Below are 26,087 nucleotides of genomic sequence, written 5' to 3' on the forward strand. Positions count from 1 at the left end.
CCGCTAACATAAGCGGTGCCAGCGTCCGTTCAAGCCTTTTCCGCCGTGTCCCTCTGGTTCAGGCGCTGCAAAAGCGCGTGATCCATCATTTCCGCCGGCAGAGGCATCAGGCGCGGCACCCAGGTCCACAACAGGGCGCAGTCGACCTGATGGTCCTTATAGATTTCCTGCATCAGGTGACGATAGGCGGCCATCTGCGCGACATAGGCTCGCGGTGCATCGTCCACCCGCTCTGGCGGCGGGCGGTTGGTCTTGTAATCGACGATCAGGACACGGCCTCCAGATATGGCGAGGCGGTCGATCTGCCCACTGATGATTGCGCCCTCGATGGAGCCCATCACCGGCACTTCGGCGCGGGAGCCGAGGGCGAAGACCGGCGCGAAGGCAGGGTCGGTCAGAACGCCGAGCGCCTCCCTCGTCCAGCCCTCGAAATGGGCCGAGAGATCGGGGTAATGGCGGATGAGCAGGCGCGAGGCTGCGGCCTCGCGATCGGCCGCTGCCACGTCGGGCAGGCGTTCCAGCAGCAGGTGCAGGGCATTGCCGCGAGTAAAGGGCGTGAGACCCGACCCATCCGGCGCGGCCAACGGCGCGTAGGCGGCAGGCTCAGCGGCCGGGCTGTCAGTGTCGCGCTCCAGCGACCCGCCGAGGGTCGATGGGCTGATCATCCGCGGCGGTACTTCCTTCACGGCCGGGCGGCGTAGCCAGTCCGGCACAGGGACAGCCGGTCTTGCCGTGTGCGGATCTTCATCTCTGGGCTGTTCTTCCTGACCGGAAGAATAGACCCGCGCGTTGCCGCCCCATGGCATCTCATCGCCCTCGGCGACGAGCCCCCGGTTCTTGATCCGCCGGAAAGCGGCATCGGCCAGCGCATACCAGCTGCATTCATTTCCGGGTTTGGCGAGAAACGTGTCCAGCCTGGTCGTTCCCGGCAGCGTCCCGCACAGATAAAGCCTGTCCTCGGCCCGCGTCGCCGCCACATACAGCAGCCGGCGGTATTCCTCCGCCTTCAGCGCAATGGCATGCTCGCGCGCTGCGGCACTGGCGCCGTTGTCGCCATCCTTTGACGGCAGCAGGAAATAGTATCCCGGCTGCGGGGCATAGCCGCCACCGGTCCGACTGTCTGTCTGCGGGCCTGCGGGCACGGGGCTTTTCAGTCTGGCGTAATTGGCATAGCCCATATCGGCGAGGAAGACGATCGGCGCTTCCAGCCCCTTGGCCCCATGAACCGTCATGATACGAACGACGTCTTCATCACCACCGATTTCCTTCTTCAGGTCGCTATCGAGACCTTCGATATGGTCAAGAAAGCCCTGCAGCGAGCGCGGATTACCGCTTTCGAAAGTCAGCGCCTCGGACAGTAATTCCTGCAGCACGTCGCGCGCGCCGGTGCCGAGGCGGGCATAGAAGCGCTTCCAGCCGGACGGCGAGCCGGTCTCCAGCAATTGCGTGTAGAACGCATAGGGTCCGCGATTGCGCCCGGTATGGATCGCCTGTTTCAGGCGCTCCACGGCCGTTCGGCATTTTTCGTCGCCGCTCTCCACCAGCACATGCCACAGGCTACGTCTTCCGCGTCCATGGGCGATGGCGAACAGGTCGTCGTCGCTAAAGCCGAAAAGCGGGCTCTTCAATACCTCGGCGAGGCTGAGATCATCCGTCTGCTGCAGGGCAAAGCGCGTCGCCGAGCGCATGTCCTGCGCGGCGATATGGTCCATCAGCTTGACCCGGTCGGACCCGGCGGTCGGCACGCCCTCACTGACCAGCGCACGGACGATCTCCTGGAACACCCGCCCGCGGCTCTGGCACAGGATCATCACATCGCTCGGCCGCACCGGTCGTCCGCGTGCCGCCAGCATCTCGCCTTTGTCCAGCCAGTCCTTGATGGTCCGGGCAATATGGCGGGCGAGCACTTGCGCCGGGTCGTCCTGGCCCGGCGTGTCGACCGGCACGTGCCAGGGCTTGATCTCGGGCCTGTCGCTTTTCTGGACCAGAGGCCACAGCTCGACATGGCCGGCATGGCCGATCCGCGCGGCCTGATGGCGCATGGGATTAACCTCGCTGACGCCGGTCGCGGCCAGGGCATCGGTGAACATCTCGTCGACAAAGCCGAGCACCGGCGCGGTCGAGCGAAACGAAACGGTCAGCTCCTCGATGCTGAAGGGCCGCTCCGCCGTTGTGATGATCTCGTTCAGGCGCGACTGCTGCGCCTGGAACAGGCCGACATCGGCGCCCTGGAAGGAATAGATCGATTGCTTCTCGTCGCCGACAACAAAGACAGTACGCTGATCTTCTCGTGCGCCCTTGCCGGCGAAAAATTCCAGAAGCGGGCCCTCGATCACATTCCACTGGCTGCCGCTCGTATCCTGTGCCTCGTCGACCAGCAAGTGGTCGATCCCCTGATCGAGCTTGTACAGCACCCATGTCGCCGCGCGGTCATGGAACAGCGCGGCCGTGCGGGCGATCAGGTCATCGAAATCGAGCATGCCGCGCCGGGCCTTGTCCGCTTCATAGGCGTCGTACACGAACAAGGCGAGCCGGTAGAGCGCCCGGGTCGACTGGAAGATGTCGACGCCGTTCAGCATATCTCTGGCCTGCTGCACGGTCTCGGCAATCTCCTGCAGGGTTTCATCGGCCCCCGGCACGGCTTTCTGGCCGGCCTTGTTGGTGAGGCGCTTGCGCGGATCGCCCGCCTTGGTGAAGGCAAAACCCGTCGCCGCCTCGAAATGGGTTTCCGCATCGGTGCAGTGGCGCATCGCCCGGAGACTGGCAGCGGATGTCTTGTCGTCTTTCCCGCCTTCGTCGAGGGCATCGACACTGGCGTCGATGAAATCGTGCCAGGCTTCGCAGGCGGTCATCAGCTCGGCAAGGATGGTTGCCCGGTCAAGGGCCGGGTCGACCTCGAGATAGTCCGCCAACTGACTGAAAAAGGCATCAAGCCCGCCAGCGGCATGGACAGCAACGCCGATCTCCCGCCCGCGATTGGCGAGGAAGGCAATATGCCGGCGGATATCCTCCTCCTGCAGGCGGTCGGTGAGCAGCAGGAAATCGTCGCGCTCCTCCCCGCCATCGCGCCATAGCCGTTCGGCAAGACTGTCGATGATGGCGTCGATCCGGCCCGTCGCGTCGGCCTCCTCCATCACCGAGAAGCCGGGGGAAATGCCGGACTCCAGAGGAAAGCGCTTCAGTACGCTTTCGCAGAAGGAATGGATGGTCTGGATCTTCAGCCCGCCCGGCGCCTCCAGCGCCCGCGCGAACAGCTTGCGCGCATCGGAGAGGTCCTGTGCCGTGCGCGGTGCATCGTCGAGCTTGCGCAATTCCTCGCGCAGGTTCGCGTCATCCATCAGCGCCCAGCTGCCGAGGCGCCTGAACAGCCGGTCGGCCATCTCCGCTGCTGCGGCCTTGGTAAAGGTGATGCACAAAAGCTTCGAGGGCTGATGACCGGCCAGCAACAGCCGCATGACCCGGTCGGTCAGCACCTTGGTCTTACCGGAACCGGCATTGGCTGCAACCCAGGCAGACCCGCCGGGTGCCGCCGCGCTGCGCTGGCTCGCCGTCGTGCGGGCAAGGAGCTGTTCGAGGGTCTCGCTCATTCGCTTTCTCCGCCGGCCGACCATTCGCCGCGCCGGGCAAGGTGGTCATAATCGCCATAATCGTCGCGATAGAACGGGCGCGGCTGCGACAGATAGGGCTGGTCCGGATTGTTGAACTGCGTCAGCAGCTCGATGATCGCCGTCTCGGCCTCTTCCAGCTTCTCGCGGGCATCGTTGCCCATGGCGATGGTGTCCTTCGTGCGGGCATTGCGGTTCAGCACTTTGATATAGGCATAGCCGCTGACCCGGGGCGCGCCCTGGGGCAGCAGCCCGAAACCGCCGCGCTCGGCGATGAGCCCTGTCAGTTGCAATTGCGGCGAGAATTTCTCCGCCTGCTTGTCCGTCGGCGGGTCGCCGGTCTTGTAGTCCTGGATGAACAGCGATCCGTCCGCTAGCTGATCGATCCGGTCGGCGCGCGCCTTCAGGGTCATGGTGCGCCCGGCAATCTCGAGGCTCGCCGCGCCCCGTCCCTCGATGATCAGCGGCTTGCCCTGGCTCAGCCTTTCGGCGTGATAATCGATGAACCAGCGGAAGCTGTCCTCCATCCGCGTCTGCCAGAAGGCGCGAATGGCGGGTTCCAGCCCGGCCTTGTCGAACAGCGCGTCGGCATAGGCGGTGAGGATCGCCATCGCATCATCCGGCATGGCCTCGGCGTGGTCGATCGCGAAGCGGGCGAACAAATGGTGATAGAAGCGCCCGCGCATCGCCAGCATCTGGTCGTCGGACAGGGGCGAGAGCTTGCGCAGGCTGAGGACATATCTGGCATAGATACTGTAGGGATCGCGCAGCAGCTTCTCGATGGCGGTGACATAGAAGGTGTCAGGTCGCGTATCGCCTGGCGGTGTCGGGCGCGGCGCGGTTGCGGGCTGCGGCGGGCCGGCATCGTCGAGCGCCTGGCTCCATCCCTCCAGCCTGTGGGTGACATCGACGCTGTCGAGCGTTTGCGTCGCCGTAAGGACGTTCTTGAGGCGGACGATCCAGCGTGACGGCTTGGCCGGCGCGCGGCCGGCCCGGCGGGCGCGGGTCAGCAATACGTCGGGTGCGCAGGCGAGCTGGGCGAAGTCATGGGCGGCAAGGCCGATCTGGCGCTCGGGCGAGGGCAGGCCGAGGGCGCGGCGCATCGGGCGCGACAGGAACGGGTCGGTCTCGCTGTCATCGGGCCAGATACCCTCGTTGAGCCCGCCGAGAATGATGAGGTCGGCCTGTTGCAGACGCGCCTCCAGCGGGCCGAGGATGCGCAGGCGCGGATGGCCCTGTCCCTGCGGGCGCACCGGGGTGCCGGTAATCAGCGCCGTGAAGATATCGCTATAGGCGGCGCCTTCGCTATCGGGCAGCAGCGCCGCCTGTTCGTGCAGGGCGGTGAGCAACTGTGCGCCGGCCTCGCCATCGGCCCGGCTCCAGAGTATGTCAGTGCCCGGCTCATCCGGCCGCCCGGCCAGGGCCTCGGCTGCAGCGACATGCCGGGCAAGCTTCTCCTGCAGCGGCAGTCGTTCCACAGCGAAGGGCCCGGCGATCTCCTCCAGCCGCTCGATCAGGGGGCGGATCGCCGGCCAGTGGTCGGCCTCCCGCTCCATGTCATCGTCGTCGCGCGAGAGGGCGTCCCATTCCGCGCCATTGCGCAGGCGGTCTTTCAGGCTGGCGAAGCCGCGCCCCGGCGGCTGGCCGCGCAGGGCCCGGTCGATGGCGCTGACGGCGGGCAAATAATCCTCCGCCGCCATCCCGGCGCGCGCGAGCGGATGCTTCAGCAGGGCGAGCAGCGCCTGCGGCGCGTGCGGCTCTTCCAGCCACGCCGCTGCCAGGCGCAGGAAATTGCCGCGCGGCGTGTTGGCAAACGGCACGCCGGCGGAATCGTCCAGCGCGATATCCCAGCGGGCGAGGCGGGCGCTGACCCGGCGGGCGAGCGGCCGGTCAGGCGTGACCAGGATCGCTGTCTTGCCATCGGTCTCCAGTGCCTCGCGCAAGGCGATGGCGATGGCCTGAGCCTCGGCTTCCTCGTCCATCGCTTCGCACAGCGACAGGCCGGAGAGAGCGTCAGCAATATCCGTCTGTGAGCGGAACGCATCGAGCCGTTCGAGCCAGTCGCCGGTCGCCTCGGCGGGGCGCAAGGCGAGCGAGATCAGCGCGTGGCGGCCGGCCCTGCGGTCTGTCCTTGCCGCCTCTGCCAGCGGCCATTCCGGCACATCATGCCAGGCGGTACCGGCAAAATGCTGCTCCAACAGATATTTCAGGCCCGCCTGTGGGTGCGGGTCCTCGATCTCGGTCCACGCCGAGTCATCAAGCCGCGTGTCGAGCCCCGGCAGGATGACACAGCCGGCCGGCATGGCGGCGATGACGTTCATCAGCCGCGCAACCGCCGGCATGGAGCCAGTCGACCCGGCGAGGATGACCGGGTGCCGGGGCGGCGTGCCGCCGGCCTCAGCGTCCCACAGCGCCGTCAGGGCGTCGATGGTGCGGCGGCGATAATCCGCCGGGTCGAGCCGGCCATGGGCAGACAGATGCGCCGGCCAGGCCTCGGTCACGATCTTGAGGAAGTCTATGGACAGCTGCCAGTGATGGGCGAAGCGCTCGGGCACCAGCGTCGCCAGTGCCGCGAACGAGACTTGCTCCGTATAAAAAGAATCGAGCAGGCGGCAGAGCTCGTCGGCCGCAGACAGCGCCGTCGCCCAGGACGGCGCCGGACCGCCACCGGCAGTTTCGGCAGCCTGGCGCTGGAAGACGAGGCGGGCAAGCGTCAGCCGCCGTTCCATCGCGGTCAGCGGCGGCGGCAAATCCGTCCCAAGCCCATGGTGCGGCACTGTCAGATCGGCGAGCAGCGTGTCATCCTCGCCGATATCGCCGAGCGTGCGAATGACCGGCAGCAAGGTCGCCGCCGGCGCCGGCCCGGCCTGGCGCAGGAACGCCTCGGCAAGGGAGCGTCCGGCCCGGCGCGTCGGCAGGAAGATGGTGACATCGGCCAGGCCCGCCGGGTTGCCGGCATATTGCCTGAGCAGATAGGCGGCGAGGTCGTCGAGAAAGGAGCGCGTCGGCGCAATGGTGTACAGCGCGGGGCTGCGCGCACATAATTCTTCCAGCGCCGGGACAACCATCAGTGCACGGTCCTCTCGTCTGCAGAGCCCGTGCCTCGAGCCAGCCTGGCCTCGGCCTGTTTCAACCCGTCAGGGTCGCCGACATGCATCCACGGCCCGTCATGGATCAGGCCGAACATGCGCCCCTGTGCCATGGCCTTGTCCCAGAAGGCGCGGGTCGAGACCTTGCGCAGGCGCTCGTCGGCGAACAGGCGCGGATGGATCACCTGCAGGCCGGTGAAAACATATTTGACCGCAGACGGATCATCGTCCGGCCAACGGGCGCGGCTTTCCCCGTCGAGGATGAAATCGCCATCGCCGTCATAACCGCTCGCCTGGTCGAGCGGGCAGAGCAGCAGCAGCGCATCCATCTCGTCGTCTGCCCACGCATTGGCAAGGCGCGCGCAGGCTTCCTCCTCGCCGCTGTCGAGCAGGATGGCATCGGTGTTGGTGCAATAGATCGGGTCGTCACCCAGGACCGGCGCGGCCTGGATCAGCGCACCGCCTGTCTCCATCGGCGCGGCGCGCTCGTCGGAAATGATCGTCCGCGGCACGGAGCGCCTGTCGAGATGATCTTCCAGCTGCTCGGCGAGATAGTGGACATTGACGACCGCCTTCTCGACACCGGCGGCAAAGAACCGGTCGAGCACATAGTCGATCAGCGGCTTGCCTGCCACGGGAATGAGCGGCTTGGGACAAGTATCCGTCAGCGGCCGCATGCGGGTGCCGAGACCGGCGGCGAGGACCATGGCGGTATGAATCCGTGTCATGACGATAGCAGCTCCGGCATATACTCGGCGATCCAGTCCTTCAGCGGCGCTGCCTCTGGCCGGGCGAGGTCGCGGGCGAAATGGCCGCGTACACGCGGCATGAAACCTTCATAGCGCTTCTTGGCATCGCGTACGACGAGGCGGGCGAAGACGCCGAGGATCTTGGCATTGCGCTGCGCCGCCAGGATCGCGTAATCGCGCGCGAACGCGGCCCGGTCGAATCCGCCGGCCTGGTCGCGGCCATCCATATAGCGTGCGAGCATCATCTCGACGGTTGCCGCGCTGACATCGCGGCGGGCATCTTCGGCGAGCGAGACGAGGTCGTAGGCGCCATGGCCGTAAAGCCCGTCCTGGAAATCGATCAGGCCGACGCGCTGCAGCGGGCTGTCGCCCTCCTTCTCCAGCCACAGGATATTTTCCGCATGATAGTCGCGCAGGACCAGCGTATGCGGGGCGCTCAGCGAGGACAGCATCTGCCGCCAGGCGGAGCGATAGGCTTCGATCGCCCGATCGGGGGCCTTGCCGCCGCGCAGCCACGGCCAGTACCACTCGACCAGCAAATTCGCCTCGGCCATCAGTGCGGTCTCGTCGTAATCGAGCAATGTGTAATCGACGGCGACCGGTTGCGGCAGGCGTGTTGCGTGCAGATGCACCAGCACATCGGCGGCGCGCGCATAGAGGTCATGTTCCTCGGCGCCCTTGTCGATGGCGCGCACATAAAGATCGTCGCCGAGGTCTTCCAGCAGCGCAAATCCGTGATCGGCATCGGCGGCGTAGATCTCCGGCGCATGCAGTCCGGAATCTCTCAATATGCCGGCGAGCGTGGTGAAGGCGTGCAGGTTCGCCCCGGCAAGGCGCGCCTGCGCATTATAGCCGAGCAGGGCGCGTTGGGACGGGGTCGCGTCCGGCGGGCAGGAGGCGCTTTCCGCGGCGGGTGGGGCATTCATCAGGATCGCCTTGCGCCCGTCGAGCGTCAGGCGATGATAGCTGCGCGTCGAGGCATCGCCGGTGATCGCCGCGCGATGGGCGGCGAGCCAGCCGGCCTCTTCGAGGAAAGCCTTTTCAAGATTGTCGCGTTCGGTCACTCAAATCCTTCCATTGTCTCGAGATCCGGTTGCCTGAGGCCTGCCAGTCTCTCGCGCCAGGCGTCATCATGGCCTGCTGCGGCGCTGAACGTCACCTCCCGTTTCGACGGGTCGCCCGCATCGACCGCAACGCCCACCGTCAGGGCATTGTCAGGCATATAGCCCTGCGCCCTTTGCGGCCATTCGATCAGGCAGATCGCGTCGCCCTGCGCTTCCTCGAAGCCGAGATCGACAATCTCGTCTTCATCCTCGAGCCGGTAGAGGTCCATATGCCAGAGCGTGCCCCGCGCGGTTTCGTAAACCTGTACGAGGGCGAAAGTCGGGCTCGGCACGTCTTCCTCTGCGCATGTCAGCGCACGGATCAGCCCGCGGGCGAACACGGTCTTGCCGGCGCCGAGCGTGCCTTCGAGCCGGACGACATCGCCGGGAGACAGCCGCGGCGCCAGACCTGCGCCGAGAGCCGCCATCGCCCCTTCGCCGGTGACCTCAAAAGGACCTGCGACGGGCATTCCGGACATGGGGGAGGCTTGCATGGCTGACATTGTCCCCTGTTTATCGCCCTGCGCGGGATGCGACAAGGCCAGAGAGCCGCCAGAGGGGCACCGACGGGGCCGGCGAGAGCGTCACCCCGCGCTTGGCAAACGGGCCGCCACGCCCTAAGTGCTTTCCTTGACTATTGCAGCGACACTCCAGGACAGGGCAAAGACAGCGCCATGGCGAAAATTCATTACATCGAACATGACGGCACGACGCACGAGGTCGAGGCCAAGAACGGCCTGTCGGTCATGGAAGTGGCAATCAAGAACAATGTGCCGGGCATTGATGCCGATTGCGGTGGTGCCTGCGCCTGCGCGACCTGTCATGTCTATGTCGATCCGGCGTGGCAGGAAAAGGTCGGCTTTCCCGACCCGATGGAGGAATCGATGCTCGATTTCGCCACCGAGCGTCAGGACAATTCGCGTCTGTCCTGCCAGATCAAGATCAGCGACGATCTTGACGGGCTGACGGTGCGCCTGCCTGAATTCCAGGGCTAGAGTTCACTGAATCAGGTCAGCTTTCTGCGTTTGACTGATTCAATTTGAGCACAGGTTGATCCAGGCGGCAAAAACGCCGCGCCTATCGGCTTGACGGAAAAGCTCTCCCGTTGTTTAGTGAACAAATGAAGAACGACATGGCCTCTTTCAACTGGATGGCTGCGGCCGATGCTGTCGTGCCCGCAGCGGGCGCGCAGAGCGCTGCGCGTCCCGACACGACGATGGCGATCACGCGCGGCGCGGCGCGGCTGTTGACGGACATGGGTTTCGCCCTTGTGCCTGAACTGACCCTGCCCAATGGCCGGCGTGCGGACCTCGCGGGACTCAGCCGGAAGGGGCGCATCGTGATCGTCGAAGTCAAATCCTGCCGCGAGGATTTTGCGGCAGACGCGAAATGGCCGTCCTATCTGGAGTTCTGTGACCAGTTCTATTTCGCCACCGGCACCAACTTTCCGGCCAGCGTTCTGCCGGCTGGCGAGGGACGCATCATTGCCGATGCCTATGGCGGCGCCATCGTCACCGACGCGGCAGAGCGTTCGCTGTCCGGCGCGCGGCGCAAGGCGCTGACCCTGCGCTTTGCCCGCCAGGCGGCCTTCCGGTTGACACCGTAAAGACTGCCGCCTTTCCTGACCGGTTTTTACTTGGGGATGCCGGCTGTCTGCCAGATGTCCGTATGGGGATCACAGTCGAGACAATCCTGTGGTGCACAACAACGGGCCGCTTACGCACTATTCATCGCAAAAGCACCGAATAGTGAGCGCTCGCTATTGCCAGCGCGACGGTTACATGACTATGATCGCGCCATGGCAGCGTCCTTACGCTTTGGCGTAAAGAGGTTCACTCTCTCCCCCGAAATGAACTTTCTTCGGGACGCTGCCGCCTAACCCCCCCCCTCGCCCGCACCGTGTTATGTTCTGTGATCAATTCAAGGTTTCAGACCTGCATCCCTGCAAGTAAAAAGCGCCCCGGTCCGGGGCGCTTTTTATTTTCTCCGTAGGCTGATCTCGAAAGGTCAGCGCGATGTGGTTGACCGCACCTCGATCGGGCCGAGGTCCAGCGCCTCGACCTCGTCCTGGATCTGCGACCAGTCGCCGACGATGACCCATGTCAGGCGGTCGGGCTGGATGATGCCGCTTGCCGTGGCGGTGACCTGATCTGTGGTCAACGCCTGGAACCGTTCGGCGCGGCCCGTCGCGTAGTCATAAGGGCGGCCATATTCGTCATTGCTCATCATGCTGAACAATACGGTATCTGCCGCCTCGAAGGCCCCGGGCAGGCTGCCGACCTGATCGGCGATGACGCGATCCAGCTCTTCCTGGCTGACCGGTTCGTCGCCCAGGATGGCGGCGATTTCGGCCTTGATCTCTGCGATCGAGGCAGCGGTCTGATCGGTCTGGACCGGCGCGTAGAAAGTGAAGGGACGCTGTCCGACCCGGTCCGGCGCCAGCGTGCGCACGCCGTATGACCAGCCCTTGTCCTCACGCAGGTTCATGTTGAGGCGCGACAGGAAGCTGCCACCGAAGATATCGTTCATCGCAGCGATGGCCGTGTCCTGATCGGTCCCGGTGGGATCCATCAGGATGCTTGCGACGATGACGGATTGTTGCGAGGCCGGCTTGTCGATGACGATCACCCGGGGTGCATCCGGCAGGGCGACCTGCGGCATGGTCTTGTCCGGTGCCGTGCCGCTGCCCTGCCAGTCGCCGAAGGTGGCTTCAAGCTTGGGCAGGATTTCCGCCGCCGTCGTATCGCCGGTGACGAACAGCTTTGCCTTGCCCGGCTGCAGCCAGGCGTCGCGCCAGGCAACCATGTCCTCGCGCTCGATCGCATTGATCGCCGCGATTGCCTCGTCGATCGTCGCCGGGTTGGTATAGGGGTGGTCCTCGCCATAGACGGCCGGGTAGATCGCGCGGATCGCCAGCGACGGGCCATCCGCCTTTTCCTGCAACACGCCGTCGATCTGGCGCTTGCGCATCTTTTCGACTTCCTCGGCAGGGAAGGTGGCATTGAAGGTCACTTCGGCCATCAGGTCGAGGCTTTCATCGAGGTTCTGTTTCAGCGCCGACAGATAGATGCGGTTGTCGTCATCGCCGCTATAGAGGTTGAGGATCGCACCGAGGCTCTCTTTTCTCTCCGCCAGTTCCTGGGCTGAGTAATTCTCAGTGCCCTCGTCGAGCAGGCTCATCACACCGGCGGAAATACCGGGCAGGCCCGTCTCGTTACCCGGCAGGACGACCATGTCGCTGGCCGAGCCTGCATCGAAACGCAGGGCGAGTTGCACGACCGGCACGGTCGGACGCGGCGCGATGACGACTTCGATCCCGTTTGACAGGGTCGATGTCGTGATCTCCGGGAAGCTGACCTCGCCCGGCGCGCCGATGGGCGGCAGGCCGGCGGAGCGGTCGACGCCGGCGCTGGTGGAGTAGTCGGGATAGGGCAGCACGGTCAGCTCGAAATAGGCCGGTGTGATCCAGCGCCGGCTGACATCCAGCACCTCCTCGGGCGAGGCTGCCATCAGCCTGTCGAGGTTCTCCTCGACATAGAAATCCGGATCGCCGAGGAACAGCGCCCCGCGGGCCAGCGTCGAGGCCTTGCCGGCAACTTCTTCCAGGCCGCGGATCTCGCCGGAGGCATAGATCGTCTTGGCACGGTCGAGTTCGTCCGCTGTCGGACCCTTGCGCAGGAATTCGTTCAGCTCGGCGTCGATCACGTCGTTGATCTCGTCGAGATCCTCTTCGGATTTCGCGTCGACCGACAGGATGACGAGGCCGGACAGGAGCTGCTCGTAATAGAACATGGAAACGCCATTGGCGAGCTGGCGCTCATCGACCAGCTCGCGATACAGGCGCGATGTCTTGCCGGAGCCGACCGCGCGGGTCATCAGGTCGAGGACAGGCGATTCCGCCGTACCCGTGCGCGGCGCTGGCCAGACGCGATAGACGCGCGGCTTGGCGACGCGGTCGACCATGGTCACGCGCTTGATGCGGTCCATGCGCACTTCGTTGACTTCCGGCTTGGTCAGCGGCGGGCCGGCCTCGATATCGCCGAAATATTTCTCGACCAGCGGGCGGGCCTCGGCGGCGTCGATGTCACCGGCGAGCACCAGAACGGCATTGGCCGCACCGTAATAATCGCGGAACCACTGCTTGACGTCTTCGAGCGAGGCGGCCTCAAGGTCCTCCATCGATCCGATGACGGAGTGATGATAGGGATGGTCGGCCGGATAGACGCCCGCGAAGATTTTCTCGAAAACCGTGCCATAGGGCGCGCCTTCGCGCTGGCGTTTCTCGTTCTGCACGACGCCGATCTGGTTATCGAGCTTTTCTTGCGTCACTGCGCCGAGCAGATGACCCATGCGGTCGGATTCCAGGAACAGGATCTGTTCCAGCGCGCCGACGGGCACGGTCTGATAGTAATTGGTGCGGTCGGTATTGGTCGTGCCGTTATACTGGGTCGCGCCCATTTCCTTCAGGGCAAAGAAGAAATCCTTGTCGAAATTCTCCGACCCGTTGAACATCAGGTGCTCGAACAGGTGCGCGAAACCTGTCTTGCCTGCAGGCTCGTCCTTGGACCCGACGCCATACATGACCTGGATCGCGACGACCGGCGCCTTGCGGTCCTCATGGACGACGACGGTCAGGCCGTTATCGAGGATGAACTGCTCATAATCGAGTTCGACCTCCGTCTGGGCGAAAGCCGGAAGCGCGGCGACGACGCTGGCGGCAGCGGCGGCCAATAGCCCGCGAACGGGTCCGCGAAGGGGGATATTCTTCATGCTGTGCGTTACCTCTGTAGTGAATACTAAAAAGATAGAACGCGGAGAGCGGGACACAGGTCAAGCGGGCCGTTTGAACCTGTCGGAAAGTTCATTAAGTGCGGCAGCTGCCCTACGGCACCATCGGGTCGATGGCCGCGAGGCAGGCGACAAAAGCGCGTTCTTGCCGCTAATGCGGCGCACGCTTCGCAAGGATCCGCTGCAGGGTGCGGCGGTGCATGCCAAGGCGGCGGGCGGTTTCCGAGACATTGTGGTCGCACAGCTCGTAGACCCGCTGGATATGTTCCCAGCGCACCCGGTCGGCGGACATCGGGTTTTCCGGCGGCTCCGGCATCTGGCCCGGCGGGGCGAGCAGCGCCTTTTCCACGTCATCGGCATCGGCGGGCTTGGCGAGATAGTCGATGGCGCCGGCTTTCACTGCAGCAACGGCAGTCGTGATATTGCCATAGCCGGTCAGGATCACGGCGCGGCAATCCTCGCGGATATCGTGGATCAGGTTGACAAGCTCGATCCCGTCACCGTCCTCCAGCCGCAGATCGACAACGGCATAGGCCGGGGCCTCCCTGCGCAGGATCGCCTTGGCCTCTTCGACGCCTTCGGCCAGGGTCACGGCATAGCCGCGCTTTTCCATCGCCCGGCCCAAACGGGTGCGGAAGGGCATGTCGTCATCGACGATCAGCAGGCTTTTCTGCGGGTCGGTCGGTATATCGGTGGTTTGTGGCGTATCGCTCATGATTGTCGTTTCTTGTTCCTGCGGTCCTTATAGGCCTGATTTAGGCGAATTTTTCAGATTAGCCAGCGGCCAGTCCAGCCGCACCCATGCGCCTTTTGGCGCAGTCTCGGCGGTTTCCTCGGTGCGGCGCGGGCGGTTGCCATGGCCGATCCGGGCGCCGGTGCGCTCCAGCAGGGTCTTGGCGATGAAGAAACCGAGGCCGAGCCCGTCCCGCTCGACCGTGCCGTCATGGCGGCGGGCAGTGTTGCGGCGCTCCGATCCACGGGCGAGATAGGGCTCGCCCAGACGGGACAGCATTTCCGAGGAAAACCCCTCGCCATCGTCAAGGATGCAGATCGACAGGTCGCGCTCGGACCAGCGTGCCTCGACGGTCACCGACCCCCGCGCATATTTCACCGCATTCTCGATAATGTTCCGGAGTCCATAGATCAGCTCAGGGCGGCGCTTGAGCCCCTCAATATCAGGCATGTCCGGGTCGGGACCGCGCAGGGAAAGCTCAATCCGCACGCCGCCAAACTCGGTAAACGGCGCCGCCGCCTCCTCGATCAGGGCGCGCAGGGACATGTTGTCGTGACGGGCATCGCCGGCGGCGGCATCGTCCGACAGCCGGGTCAGGATATCGCGGCAGCGCCGCGCCTGCGCGACGACCAGCAGCGCATCTTCCCTCAAGTCATGATCTTCCAGCTCCGCCGCCATTTCCTTGGCGGTGAGCTGGATCGTCGCCAGCGGCGTGCCCAGTTCGTGGGCGGCAGCGGCGGCAAGCCCGCCAAGGGCGGAGACCTGCTCTTCGCGCGCCAGCACCATTTGCGTCGCCGCAAGCGCATTGGTCATCTTCGAATGCTCCGCCGCGACCTGGCGGGCATAGATGGCGAGGAAGCCGAGGGCGATGACCAGAGAGATCCACACCCCGATGGCGTAGAGCCGCGGCAGCACCACCTCCGTGCCCTCACGCCAGGGCAGGTCGAGATGAAACAGGGCGAGCAGGCTCATCAGCACGAAGGCAAGGCCGAGCAGGCTCCACGCGAATTTGCGCGGCAGCACGCTCGCCGCGATCGTCGCCGGGGCAAGGATCAGCACGGCAAACGGGTTCGACAGCCCGCCGGTCAGGAACAGCACGATGGCAAGCTGGACGAGGTCGAAGGCCAGGTGACCGGCGGCTTCGAGCGGGCTCAGCGTCGCGCCGCTTTCGGTGCGCAGCACGGTGAACAGGTTCAGCCACAGGCTGGCGGCGATGGCAGCGAGGCACCAGCCGAGGGGCAGGTGGAAGCCAAGGAAGAAATAGACGATCAGGATCGTCACCATCTGCCCGGCCGCGCCCATCCAGCGCAGATTGGTCAGCGTGCGCAGGCGCAGGTAACGGCCCATATAGCTGACCGGCTGTGGCGGTGGCGTGATCGCCATGGTGTCTTTTTCCCTCTGTGCACTGCGGCAAATCGGCCGCGCGGGTGGTCAATTTTTGCCCGCTATCTTACGACCGGGTTATACCGGCCCTACATAAAGCAGAATTCGTCAACGAGGATAATTGGATATGTTGCCACCCCGTCCCGCAAAAACCGGCAAGCTCGGCTTGCTCGCTGCCACTGTCGTCATGCTCGCGGGCATCGGCGGCTGTTCGCAGGAGAACCCGCTGAACAATCCGGGCGTGATCGAGTTGTCGGATGCGTTCGAGGGCGAGTTTGACCTGGTCGACCATGATGGCGCCCCGGCGAGCGACGAGCGCTTCGAGGGCAAGCCGATATTCGCCTATTACGGCTTTGCCAGTTGTCCCGATGTCTGCCCGGCGGCGTTGTCGGTGATGTCGGCCAGCCTCGATGCCATGGGCAATGACGCGGAGAATGTCCAGCCGCTGTTCATCACTGTCGATCCCGAGCGCGACACCCCGGAAGTCCTCAAGGCGCATCTGGCCTTTGACGACCGGATTCTCGGCCTGACCGGCACTCCAGAAACGGCCGAAGCGGCGCGCAAGAGCATGAAGGTCTATGCCGCCCGGGTCGAGCTGGAAGACTCGGCGCTGGAATATACGATGAACCACCAGGACCTGTTCTATGTGCTCGACGACGAAGGCACGCCCGTTCTCGCGCTTGAAACTTCGATGGCTCCGCAGGATATTGCATCAGTTTTAAGATTGTGGATATCATGAACCATTGTGCGCTGGACAATGTTCTGTCTGCTAGCGGTATCTGAATAATATAACAGTACCTTGGATTTTAAGGAATTTCATTATAGGCTCCGTCTCCGCGGCCGAACTGATCGGCTGGAACGGACTTGCGAGGCTACATGCTCTATACTGCCTACGAACTTGGCCACACGGCGTTGACGCCCTTTCGCGCCGCTGCCGAGCTTAGCGCCCAATTCTGGAAATCGCCGTTCAATCCGGCCGCCAATAACTGGATCGGCCGCACCGCCGCTGCGTCCCTCGACCTGTTCGAGAGCATGACGCGCCGCTACGGCAAGCCTGAATGGGGTTTTGACTCCGTCGAGATCAATGGCGTCGATGTGCCGGTGACGATCGAGATCGTCCGCCGCAAATGCTTCGGCAATCTCATCCATTTCCGCCGCGACGAGGCTGCGCTGGCCAGGGCCCACAAGGCCGATGAAGCCCCCGTACAGCCGCGGGTGATGATCGTCGCGCCGATGTCCGGCCACTATGCGACCCTGCTGCGCGGCACCGTCCTGCAGATGATGCTGGAGCATGATGTCTACATCACCGACTGGGCCGATGCGCGCAATGTGCCGCTCGCCGCCGGCCGCTTCGACCTCAACGATTTCATCGACTATCTGATCGACTTCATGGGCGTGATCGGGCCGAAAGCGCACACCATGGCGGTCTGTCAGCCGGGTCCGCCGCTGCTCGCCGCGATCGCCCATATGAGCGCGACCGACGATCCGAACCTGCCATCGACCATGACCTTCATGGGCTCGCCCATCGATGCGCGCAAATCGCCGACCGTCACCAACCTGCTCGCCGAGGAACAGCCCTTCGAATGGTTCGAGCAGAACATGATCCAGACCGTGCCGGCGCCCTATGCGGGCTTCCTGCGCCGCGTCTATCCGGGCTTCCTGCAGTTGATGTCGTTCATGTCGATGAATTCAGAGCGCCATGTCGACGCGCACTACGAGTATTTCCAGAACCTGGTGAAGGGCGATGACGAGAGCGCCGACCGGCACGCGACGTTCTACGACGAATATCTGTCCGTGTGCGACATGACCGAGGAGTTCTACCTCCAGACGATCCGCGACGTGTTCCAGGAATACCGCCTGCCGACCGGCCTGTTGATCCATCAAGGCGAGACCGTGCGGCCTGACCTGATCACCGACGTCGCGCTGATGACGGTCGAGGGCGAGCTGGACGACATCTCCGGCATCGGCCAGACCCAGGCCGCGCATGATCTGTGTACGGGCATTCCGGCGGAGGACAAGATTGACTATGTCCAGCCGGGCGTCGGCCATTACGGCGTCTTCAACGGCTCCAAATGGCGCGACCAGATCCAGCCGAAACTGGCAGGCTTCATCAAGGCCCATTTCGACGAAGCTCAGGAGAAAGAGTTTCTCAAAGACAAGTCCGCTGCAGCCATCGCGGCGGAGTGATGCTTCGATCTAATCCTGATTGTCCATGAGCGACAACGCCTTCGGTCTGATCGCAAAAGCTCCAAGATACGGGAAGGCAAAGCAGAGGGCGTAGAAAAACTGTCTTGCGACATTGTTCGGGGGGGCAGTTTCACGAGCGTTCAAGACGCCAGCTGCCAAAATGACCAGACCGACCTGTGTTATCAGAATAACGCCATCCAGATAGAACTGGACCAGTTTCGCTTGGGCCATGTCCAGGAAAACCGGAGCAAGCAATGTCATCGGGATCGCACACATCAAAATGATGAATAGCGTTCGATTGAAAAAGCGTGTTGCTGAACTGGCTGAAAAGTAGTCAGTGAACACAAATGGATAACACCAGATCGGAACCAAAAGGGCACGCTGCAGCATCGCCATGCCTATGGATTGATTATCGAGATCGCCTAGTCTTGACGAAAAAGTGAGCAGGATAACTGCAACAAAATATGCCAGCAGGAATGCCGGATGCAGGCGTAGAAATTTACCCTCCAGTTTGTGCATCAGTGATCGCCCCGGTTGCATTTCACTGATCCAGTCTCCTCATCCTTCAGGAATTTACAACACTATCTTGCGGGCCGCCACAGGTGGCAAAGCCCTCATCACAGGTTATCTTGTTGATAGGACAACAGGAAAGACCTGCTCATGACCCGCACCATCGCCCGCCAATATCCGTCCGATCGCGACGACATCGCCGACCTTGTCACCCGCCGCCCACTGCCGGGCCAGAAGGTCTCGCAGGTCGACCCGTTCCTGTTTCTCAACCATCACGGTCCCCAGACCTACAAGCCGAACAATAACGGCCTGCCGTTCGGCCCGCACCCCCATCGCGGCTTCGAGACGGTGACCTTCATTCTTGACGGCTCTCTCGCCCATCACGACACAGGCGGCCATGAAAGCATCATCGAGGCCGGCGGCGTGCAGTGGATGACAGCGGGCTCCGGCCTCGTCCATGCCGAGTTGTCGCCCGCCGCCTTCAAGCGCGACGGCGGAGACATGGAAATCCTGCAGCTCTGGGTCAATCTGCCCTCGAAGCTGAAAATGACCGAGCCGCGCTATACCGGCGTGCAGGCCGATGGCATCCCCCATGTGCCGGTGGCCGATGGCGATGGCACCCTCCATCTCGTCTCCGGCGATTTCGATGGTCAGGCGGGACCCGTCGACTCGCTGACCGGCGTGTTCATGTCATGGGTCGATCTGAAGGACGGCGCGAGCGTCACCCTGCCGGCCCCCGCGGCGCGCAACATCTTCTTCTACATGGTCTCCGGCAATGCCGAGGTCGCGGGCACCGAGATCAAGGAATGGTATCTCGTCGAGTTCAACGGCGATGGTGACCAGGTGACGCTGACTGCGAAGAGCGATTGCCGCTTTCTGTTCGGCCATGCCGACAAGATCGGCGAGCCGGTCGTCGCCCACGGGCCCTTCGTGATGAACACCCATCAGGAGATCAACGAGGCGATCCGCGACTATCAGGCCGGCAAGTTCGACCGCCAGCCGCTGAACCTCTAGGCCTCGCCCATGACCGCGCCCTTCGACATCGCCCGCCTGCGTGACACCGATATCCCGGCTTTCCGGGAACTGCTCGGCGTTTTCGGCACGGCGTTCGAGGAACCGGACACCTATGAAGGCGCCCAGCCAGACGATGCCTATCTGACCCGGCTGCTGGCTTCCGAAACCTTCTTCGCCCTTGCTGCAACGCAGGGCGACCGCATCATTGGCGGGCTCGCCGCCTATGAGCTGCAGAAATTCGAACAGGCCCGCAGCGAGATCTATATCTATGATCTCGCCGTAGATGAAGCCCATCGCCGCCAGGGCGTGGCGACGGCGCTGATCGGGCGGCTGCAGGAGATCGCCGCGGCGCGCGGGGCCTGGGTGATCTTCGTCCAGGCCGACCATGGCGACGACCCCGCCATCGCGCTCTATGAAAGCCTCGGTGCGCGTGAGGAAGTCCTGCATTTCGACATCGAGCCGCGCGCTGAATAGACCCGGGGCTGGTAGAGGCGCCACCTTGTTGCGACTTGGGGCAGGGCCGTCTATGTCTGTCTGACCAGAGGAAACAGACCGCCCATGTCCGGAAAAACACCGCAAAAAGCAGCCCTCAAGAAGGGCGACCGTCTCTATCTGATCGACGGGTCCGCTTATATCTTTCGCGCCTATCACGCCCTGCCGCCGCTGACGCGCAAGTCGGATGGCGCGCCGGTCGGCGCCGTGTCCGGCTTCTGCAACATGCTGTGGAAGCTGCTCGCCGATGTGAATGACGACGCGGTAAAGGAAATGGGTACGCCGACCCATTTCGCGGTCATCTTCGACCATTCCTCCGAGACCTTCCGCAACGAGATGTACACGGAGTACAAGGCCAATCGCGACGAGCCGCCCGATGACCTGAAGCCGCAATTCGCCATGATCCGCGACGCCGTGCGTGCCTTCGGCCTGCCCTGTATCGAGATGCAGGGCTATGAGGCCGATGACCTGATCTGCACCTATGCGCGCCAGGCCGAACAGGTCGAGGCGGAGACAATCATCATCTCCTCCGACAAGGATCTGATGCAGCTGATCGGTGAGCATACGATCATGTATGATACGATGAAATCGCGCCGCATCGGCGTCGACGAGGTAATCGAGAAATTCGGCGTCGGCCCCGACAAGATGATCGACATGCAGGCGCTGATCGGCGATTCCGTCGACAATGTACCCGGCGTGCCCGGCATCGGGCCGAAGACGGCGGCACAGCTGCTGGAGGAATTCGGCACGCTGGAAAATCTTCTGGAGAACGCCGGAACCATCAAGCAGAACAAGCGCCGCGAGAGCCTGATCGAGCATGCCGACAATGCGCGGCTGTCGAAGAAGCTCGTCACGCTGGAATGCAATGTGCCGATCGAGGCCACGATAGACGAGTTCGTCGTCACGCCCTTCGACCATGCCCGGCTGATCGGATATCTCGAGGAGATGGAATTCACGACACTGACGAAACGGGTCCGGGCCAAGGCCGATCAGGCCGGCGCTGATGTGCCTGAACCGTCCGCCCCCGTTGCGGCGCCTGCGCCCGATGCAAAACCCGTCGACCGGAGCGCCTATGAGACGGTTTTCTCGGCGGAGCGCCTGCGCGACTGGATGGAACGGGCCCGCGCGCGCGGCCATCTCGCCGTCGATACCGAAACGACCGGGCTCGACTGCATGACGGCAAGGCTTGTCGGCGTGTGCCTGTCGACCGGCCCGGGTGAGGCCTGTTACGTGCCGCTCGGCCATGGCGGTGACGGGCTGGCTTTCGATGACGAGGATGTCGGCAAACAGATCAAGCTGAACGAGGCGCTGGCGATTCTCAAGCCGGTGCTGGAGGATGACAGCGTACTGAAGATCGGCCAGAACTTCAAATATGACATGCTGCTGCTGTCGCGCTATGGCATCGACGTCGCGCCGATCGACGACACGATGCTGATCTCCTACGCCCTCGATTGCGGTCTCAACGGCCATGGCATGGACGAGCTGGGTGACCGGCATCTCGGTCACACCTGCATCAAGTTCACCGACATTGCCGGCACCGGCAAGAAGCAGAAGACCTTCAACGAGCTGGTCATCCGGGAAGCCGCGCCCTATGCCGCGGAAGATGCGGACGTCACCTTCCGCCTGTGGCAGGCGCTGAAGCCGCGTCTCGTCAGGGAGCGGATGACCACGCTCTACGAGACGCTGGAACGTCCCATGCCCGCGATCATTTCTGCGATGGAACGCGAAGGCGTGAAGGTCGATTGCGACGTGCTCTCGCGCCTGTCGTCGGAATTCAACCAGCGCATGGGCGCCCACGAGGCGGCGGCGCGCGAGCTGGCAGGCGACGACTTCAATCTCGGCAGCCCGAAACAGATTTCCGATATCCTGTTCGGCCAGATGGGCCTGCCCGGCGGCAAGAAGACCAAGACCGGCGCGTGGTCGACCAGCGCCGACGTGCTCGATGACCTCGCCGCACAGGGCTATGAGATCGCGCGGGAGATCGTCAGCTGGCGCCAGCTGTCAAAGCTCGTCGGCACCTATACCGATGCGCTGCAAAAGGATCTCAACGAGGAAACCGGCCGGGTCCATACCAGCTATTCGCTGGCGTCGACCACGACCGGACGCCTGTCATCGAACGACCCGAATCTGCAGAATATCCCGATACGGACGGAGGACGGGCGCAAGATCCGCACCGCCTTCATCGCCGAGGAGGGCCATGTCCTCGTCTCTGCCGACTATAGCCAGATCGAGCTGCGTTTGCTGGCCCATATCGCCGACATCACGTCCCTGAAGCAGGCCTTCTCCGATGGCATCGATATCCATGCGATGACCGCATCGGAAATGTTCGGCGTGCCGATCGAGGGCATGGATCCGATGGTCCGGCGCAAGGCCAAGGCGATCAATTTCGGCATCATCTACGGCATTTCGGCCTTCGGGCTCGCCAACCAGCTCGGCATCCCGCGCGGCGAGGCGAAGGACTATATCGACGCCTATTTCGAGAAGTTCCCCGGTATCCGTCAGTATATGGACGACACGAAGAAGACGGCCATGGCCCATGGCTATGTCGAGACCGTGTTCGGGAGCAAGACCCATACGCCGAACATCAAGGCGAAGATACCGGCCCAGCGCGCCTATGCCGAACGCCAGGCGATCAACGCGCCGATCCAGGGCTCTGCCGCTGACATCATCCGCCGCGCCATGATCCGCATGCCGGCGGCACTGGAACAGTCAGGGCTATCGGCGAGAATGCTGCTGCAGGTGCATGACGAGCTGATCTTCGAATGCCCGGCAGGCGAGGCCGATGACACGCGGGCACTGGTCAAGCGGGTGATGGAAACCGCCTGCGACCCTGTGCTGAAAATCAGCGTACCGCTGGTGGTCGAAACCGGCACCGGGCTAAACTGGGACGAAGCGCATTAGGCAGGCCTATTGCGCCGGCCTTGCGGTTTCCTCACTGAGCAGGATACGGATTGCGTCGTTGACGAGGCCACGCCTGGTGTAGATCTTTTCCAGATCCGGGCCGCCGACATTGCTGACCAGGTTGAAGGTGTACCCGTCCTGCAATCGCACGGCATTGGCGTTGTGGATCGCGCCGGTCTGCCCCTGTCGCTCGGCGGTCATCAGCCACCTGCCTGCACCGGTTGAATAGGGAAACACCCATTGTCCGGCTCCGGTATATCCAATGGCACCATCGCCACGCAGCCATTCATCGCGGATCGAATCGAACAGCGGCGCCTCGCTGATCGCAGTGTTCCAGACAGCCATGTCGCGCGGCGTCGACAGCCCCCCTGCCGCGGCGGTGAGATATCGCGGATACTCCTCCGCCACATAGTCGCCGCCAATGCGCACATAGCCGGCCATCATCCCGGCCGGGCGGGGGGCTGGCGGCATCATGCCGGAGGCCGTCATGCCAAGCGGCTCCAGCAATTCTGTCTGCAGCAGCTCCGCGAATGGCCTCGACGTGACCTGTTCGATCACCGTCTGCAGAACGATCGTATCCGTGCGCCGATAGATGAATTCTATGCCGGGATCGCCCCGTTGAGGCAGGGTACAGATAATTTCAGTCAGCGAATCGACGGGGCCGAGCAGGGCAGCGCCATCGCCGAGGGTGCGATAGAATTCCTCGTCCCTGGCGAGGCCGCTCCTATGCGCCATCAACTGGCGCAGGGTCGCGCTGCCCTGGGGCAGGGAGCAAGCTTCGCCCAGATACTGGTTCGCCGAATTGTCGAGCTCCAGAACGCCTTTCTCTGCCAGCAGGAAGGCAACGGCGCTGGTCCATTGCTTGGTAACCGAGGCAATCGGGAACGGCACGTCCACGTCGTGCTCAAGGCCTGCCTCGATATCGGCAAAGCCATAGCCTTTCGCAAACATCACCTCGCCATGATGAGTGATGATGACATGGCCCATGAAGCCGTCCTCTTCCATGGCGCGGGTGAAGATCGCATCCAGCTTCGCGGCCTTGGTTGCGCCTTGCGGTGCAGCGGCATTGCGTTCAGCTTGTGCGGCGACGATCCGGCCCTCATCGGGGATTTTGTCCTCCATGCAGGCAGTGAGCCAAAGGCCAAGGGCGGCGATGACGGCTATGGCTGGCAGGCCCTGACGCAAAAACATGTAACTCTCCTCGGTTCTGCCGCTCGCGTCACCTTAGGCTGGCTGCCGCGATGTCGGCAAGGCGCTCCAGGATAACAGGGCGCGCCCGGCTCACTCCCTTATAGGCGGCCTGCGCGGCCGTCATCGCGGCGAGCTGGTCATGCATGCGCTTCGCCAGGGCAGCGGCGTTGGGGCGAGCGGCAAACTCGCGCAGTGGATCGAGGCCGATCTTGATCGTGAACAGGATCATGCCGGTCGCGGGCAGGCGGCGCACGGTCTGGCGTTCGGTGCGTATGCTGATGTGATCGAGTGGATCGCCGCCCGCGTCGAGCCAGGCATCATGGCTGTGCGGCTGCGGACGGTGCAGGGCCTCCCCTTCGTCTCCCGCATTCTCGTCAAGCGACCAGTTCATGCGCCACAGGATCTGGTTGTCCGGCAGGCGGGAGAACAGCCGGTTGACGCGCGGGGCAAGGTCGCTTTCATAGCCGGGAACCGGTCCGTGCACGGCCTCCAGTGGCTTGCCGATCTTGTCAGCAAGCCGCCAGGACGACGGAAAGCACAGGCAGGCGGCAGCCAGCTCATGAGTGCCGTCCTCGCGCGGACGGATCAGGCAGAGATCTTCCTGCACCAGCCGGCCGGCGAGGGTGAGGGGGGCGCCGCTATGGTCCGCAATCGAGTATGTCACGCCCAGCGGCTTGAGGGTGATCGTCTTGCCATCGCATTCATAGAGATCGGGAAAGAGGCGGGGCAGATGGCCGATCAGCAGGGCGAGCAGCGCGGCTTCCGCTGAGTGCATCCCCTCGGTCGTCCGATAGACGGCGTCCGGGCGATCCGTCAGCAAGCGGTCTTTTTGCAGCAGGTGATCGGTCAGATGGGCGTCGGGCTCGATCCAGTCTTCCTCCGCGCACGGCGCCAGGCCCATGGTGAAGGGCTGGGCGGAGCCGTCATAGGGCGTGTGGCGGAAGGCGGTCATGCAGTATCTCTAACACACGGGTGAGATTGCGCTGAGGAGTTTGTCGGCCAAAGAAGAAGCCCGCGCAATGGCGGGCTCCTTCCGGTCGAGTCATTCAAATAAATTACCCCCACGGGCCGCGCCGGGTCTGCGGCGCTTCCTCGCTATAGGCGGGCGTCTGGCCCATGGAGCGGGCAAGCTCGACCAGCCGGTCGATGCGGTTCTGGGTGCCCGGATGAGTCGAGAACAGATTGTCCGCGCCCTTGCCCGACAGCGGGTTCATGATCATCATCTGCCCGGAGGCCGGGAAGCGCTCCGCCGTCGGATTGGGGATGCGGGCCACGCCGTTGGATATCTTGGCCAGCGCCGAGGCGAGCCAGAGCGGCTGACCGCAGATTTCCGCGCCGATGCGATCGGCTTCATATTCACGTGTGCGGCTGATCGCCATCTGCACGAGGCCCGCGGCCAGCGGCGCAAAGATCATGATCGCGATGGACCCGATCAGGCCGACGCGCTCGCGCCCGCCGCCGAAGAACAGCGCGAAATTGGCGAGCATGGAAATCGCGCCGGCCAAGGTCGCGGTCACGGTCATGGTCAGCGTGTCGCGGTTGCGCACATGGGCCAGCTCATGCGCCATCACGCCGGCGATCTCCTCGTCGCTGAGCACGGCGAGCAGGCCGGTTGTGGCTGCGACGGCAGCATTTTCCGGATTGCGGCCGGTGGCAAAGGCGTTTGGCTGGTCGTTGTCGATCACATAGATTTTCGGCTGCGGCATACCCGCACGGTGGGCGAGCTCGGAGGTCAGTTCCGCATAGCTGCGTATGCGGCCTGTCGCCGTTTCCGGGTCGACCTGCTTGGCATTGTACATTTTCAGCACGATCTTGTCGGCGTTCCAGTAGCTGAACGCGTTCATGACCGCGGCGAGGACGAGGGCGATCAGCATTCCCGCCTTGCCGCCCAGCAGCAGGCCGATGACCCCGAACAGGGCCGTCATCGCAGCGATAAGAATGCCGGTGCGCAATACCGAACTCATGGCTTTCCACTCCATTGGTTGAGACCTATATGAAATAGGAGAAGCCCACGCCATTACAAGGATATGAGGCCCGGACAATGACCGGTGAGAACGACGACAAGCGGGTATCGGCAAGCGAAGCCCGGGCCGAGACGCCCGTCCCGACGACCGACGATGGCATCCCGCTGATGGTCAACGGTGTTGCCCTGAACGAGACCCAGATCGCCGCCCTGCGCGAGGCGCGGGACCGGCGTGCGGCGATCGATGCGCGCGCTGATGTGCCACGGGAGGTCAATGGTGCCGACCGCGCCGAAGCCACCCGCTATGGCGATTGGGAGAAGGCCGGCCGCGCCATCGATTTCAGCTAGAGCATCGTGCGCCCGACCGGGCGCACAAAGA

General features: G+C 63.7%; 20 protein-coding genes. 8 read left to right on the forward strand and 12 right to left on the reverse strand.

Features of this window, described 5'->3' with window-relative positions:
* Positions 1 to 29: 29 nt before the first annotated feature.
* Genes addA through tsaE form a run of 5 tightly spaced genes read right to left on the reverse strand, consistent with a single transcriptional unit; the run spans position 30 to position 9,025 of the window.
* Entirely contained in the window at positions 30 to 3,587 is a 3,558-nt protein-coding gene (gene addA / locus IEV88_RS13200; RefSeq protein ID WP_188157994.1) for a double-strand break repair helicase AddA, read from the reverse strand.
* Positions 3,584 to 6,673 carry a double-strand break repair protein AddB gene (gene addB, locus IEV88_RS13205; RefSeq protein WP_188157993.1) on the reverse strand — a complete coding sequence of 1,030 codons (3,090 nt, stop codon included), beginning with the start codon at positions 6,671 to 6,673 and terminating at the stop codon, positions 3,584 to 3,586. Before addB ends, addA begins: the two co-directional genes overlap by 4 nt.
* Positions 6,673 to 7,422 (reverse strand): nucleotidyltransferase family protein, encoded by a 750-nt coding sequence (locus IEV88_RS13210; RefSeq protein ID WP_188157992.1) that lies wholly within the window; start codon positions 7,420 to 7,422, stop codon positions 6,673 to 6,675. The genes addB and IEV88_RS13210 overlap by 1 nt, the downstream gene beginning before the upstream one ends.
* Entirely contained in the window at positions 7,419 to 8,507 is a 1,089-nt protein-coding gene (locus IEV88_RS13215; RefSeq protein WP_188157991.1) for an aminoglycoside phosphotransferase family protein, read from the reverse strand. The genes IEV88_RS13210 and IEV88_RS13215 overlap by 4 nt, the downstream gene beginning before the upstream one ends.
* Entirely contained in the window at positions 8,504 to 9,025 is a 522-nt protein-coding gene (gene tsaE, locus IEV88_RS13220) for a tRNA (adenosine(37)-N6)-threonylcarbamoyltransferase complex ATPase subunit type 1 TsaE (protein WP_229731476.1), read from the reverse strand. Before tsaE ends, IEV88_RS13215 begins: the two co-directional genes overlap by 4 nt.
* 195 nt (positions 9,026 to 9,220) lie before the next feature.
* On the opposite strand from tsaE, the gene IEV88_RS13225 reads away from it, so the two are divergent.
* Both IEV88_RS13225 and IEV88_RS13230 read left to right on the forward strand, forming a co-directional pair.
* Positions 9,221 to 9,541 carry a 2Fe-2S iron-sulfur cluster-binding protein gene (locus IEV88_RS13225; RefSeq protein ID WP_188157990.1) on the forward strand — a complete coding sequence of 107 codons (321 nt, stop codon included), beginning with the start codon at positions 9,221 to 9,223 and terminating at the stop codon, positions 9,539 to 9,541.
* Between the two features lie 137 nt (positions 9,542 to 9,678).
* On the forward strand, positions 9,679 to 10,152 hold the full coding sequence (locus IEV88_RS13230; RefSeq protein WP_229731477.1) for an MmcB family DNA repair protein: 474 nt from the start codon (positions 9,679 to 9,681) through the stop codon (positions 10,150 to 10,152).
* A 401-nt stretch (positions 10,153 to 10,553) separates the two neighbouring features.
* Here IEV88_RS13230 and IEV88_RS13235 read toward each other — a convergent pair whose 3' ends face one another.
* From IEV88_RS13235 to IEV88_RS13245, 3 genes are all read right to left on the reverse strand, one after another.
* Positions 10,554 to 13,316 (reverse strand): M16 family metallopeptidase, encoded by a 2,763-nt coding sequence (locus IEV88_RS13235; protein ID WP_188157989.1) that lies wholly within the window; start codon positions 13,314 to 13,316, stop codon positions 10,554 to 10,556.
* Positions 13,317 to 13,485: 169 nt separating this feature from the next.
* Positions 13,486 to 14,049 carry an ActR/PrrA/RegA family redox response regulator transcription factor gene (locus IEV88_RS13240; RefSeq protein ID WP_188157988.1) on the reverse strand — a complete coding sequence of 188 codons (564 nt, stop codon included), beginning with the start codon at positions 14,047 to 14,049 and terminating at the stop codon, positions 13,486 to 13,488.
* A 27-nt stretch (positions 14,050 to 14,076) separates the two neighbouring features.
* Positions 14,077 to 15,450 carry an ActS/PrrB/RegB family redox-sensitive histidine kinase gene (locus tag IEV88_RS13245; protein WP_188157987.1) on the reverse strand — a complete coding sequence of 458 codons (1,374 nt, stop codon included), beginning with the start codon at positions 15,448 to 15,450 and terminating at the stop codon, positions 14,077 to 14,079.
* A gap of 127 nt (positions 15,451 to 15,577) precedes the next feature.
* On the opposite strand from IEV88_RS13245, the gene IEV88_RS13250 reads away from it, so the two are divergent.
* Together IEV88_RS13250 and IEV88_RS13255 are read left to right on the forward strand one after the other, a co-directional pair.
* The gene (locus tag IEV88_RS13250; RefSeq protein ID WP_188157986.1) at positions 15,578 to 16,189 is read left to right on the forward strand and encodes an SCO family protein; all 612 of its coding nucleotides are present in this window, start codon (positions 15,578 to 15,580) and stop codon (positions 16,187 to 16,189) included.
* A gap of 137 nt (positions 16,190 to 16,326) precedes the next feature.
* Entirely contained in the window at positions 16,327 to 17,637 is a 1,311-nt protein-coding gene (locus tag IEV88_RS13255; protein ID WP_188157985.1) for a polyhydroxyalkanoate depolymerase, read from the forward strand.
* A 9-nt stretch (positions 17,638 to 17,646) separates the two neighbouring features.
* Here IEV88_RS13255 and IEV88_RS13260 read toward each other — a convergent pair whose 3' ends face one another.
* Positions 17,647 to 18,156, reverse strand: a complete 510-nt coding sequence (locus tag IEV88_RS13260; protein ID WP_188157984.1) for a hypothetical protein — start codon at positions 18,154 to 18,156, stop codon at positions 17,647 to 17,649.
* A 141-nt stretch (positions 18,157 to 18,297) separates the two neighbouring features.
* On the opposite strand from IEV88_RS13260, the gene IEV88_RS13265 reads away from it, so the two are divergent.
* The 3 genes from IEV88_RS13265 (at position 18,298) to polA (ending at position 22,554) form a co-directional block, all read left to right on the forward strand.
* The gene (locus tag IEV88_RS13265; RefSeq protein WP_188157983.1) at positions 18,298 to 19,161 is read left to right on the forward strand and encodes a pirin family protein; all 864 of its coding nucleotides are present in this window, start codon (positions 18,298 to 18,300) and stop codon (positions 19,159 to 19,161) included.
* 9 nt (positions 19,162 to 19,170) lie between these two features.
* On the forward strand, positions 19,171 to 19,635 hold the full coding sequence (locus tag IEV88_RS13270) for an AAC(3)-I family aminoglycoside N-acetyltransferase (protein ID WP_188157982.1): 465 nt from the start codon (positions 19,171 to 19,173) through the stop codon (positions 19,633 to 19,635).
* Positions 19,636 to 19,719: 84 nt separating this feature from the next.
* Complete coding sequence (gene polA, locus IEV88_RS13275) at positions 19,720 to 22,554, forward strand: DNA polymerase I (protein WP_188157981.1); 2,835 nt, start codon at positions 19,720 to 19,722, stop codon at positions 22,552 to 22,554.
* A 6-nt stretch (positions 22,555 to 22,560) separates the two neighbouring features.
* Here the strand turns inward: polA and IEV88_RS13280 are convergent, their stop codons facing one another.
* The 3 genes from IEV88_RS13280 to htpX all read right to left on the reverse strand — a co-directional run bounded on the left by IEV88_RS13280 (position 22,561) and on the right by htpX (position 25,709).
* Complete coding sequence (locus IEV88_RS13280) at positions 22,561 to 23,745, reverse strand: serine hydrolase domain-containing protein (protein WP_188157980.1); 1,185 nt, start codon at positions 23,743 to 23,745, stop codon at positions 22,561 to 22,563.
* Between the two features lie 28 nt (positions 23,746 to 23,773).
* A complete protein-coding gene (locus IEV88_RS13285) occupies positions 23,774 to 24,697 on the reverse strand; it encodes a heme-dependent oxidative N-demethylase family protein (protein ID WP_188157979.1) in 924 nt (307 codons plus the stop codon).
* Positions 24,698 to 24,800: 103 nt separating this feature from the next.
* On the reverse strand, positions 24,801 to 25,709 hold the full coding sequence (gene htpX, locus IEV88_RS13290; RefSeq protein WP_188157978.1) for a zinc metalloprotease HtpX: 909 nt from the start codon (positions 25,707 to 25,709) through the stop codon (positions 24,801 to 24,803).
* A gap of 77 nt (positions 25,710 to 25,786) precedes the next feature.
* Here htpX and IEV88_RS13295 point away from each other — a divergent pair, with 77 nt between their 5' ends.
* Complete coding sequence (locus IEV88_RS13295) at positions 25,787 to 26,056, forward strand: DUF1674 domain-containing protein (RefSeq protein WP_206711164.1); 270 nt, start codon at positions 25,787 to 25,789, stop codon at positions 26,054 to 26,056.
* Positions 26,057 to 26,087: the final 31 nt, after the last annotated feature.

It is taken from the genome of Aquisalinus flavus (assembly GCF_014640095.1).
GTDB lineage: Bacteria > Pseudomonadota > Alphaproteobacteria > Caulobacterales > Parvularculaceae > Aquisalinus > Aquisalinus flavus.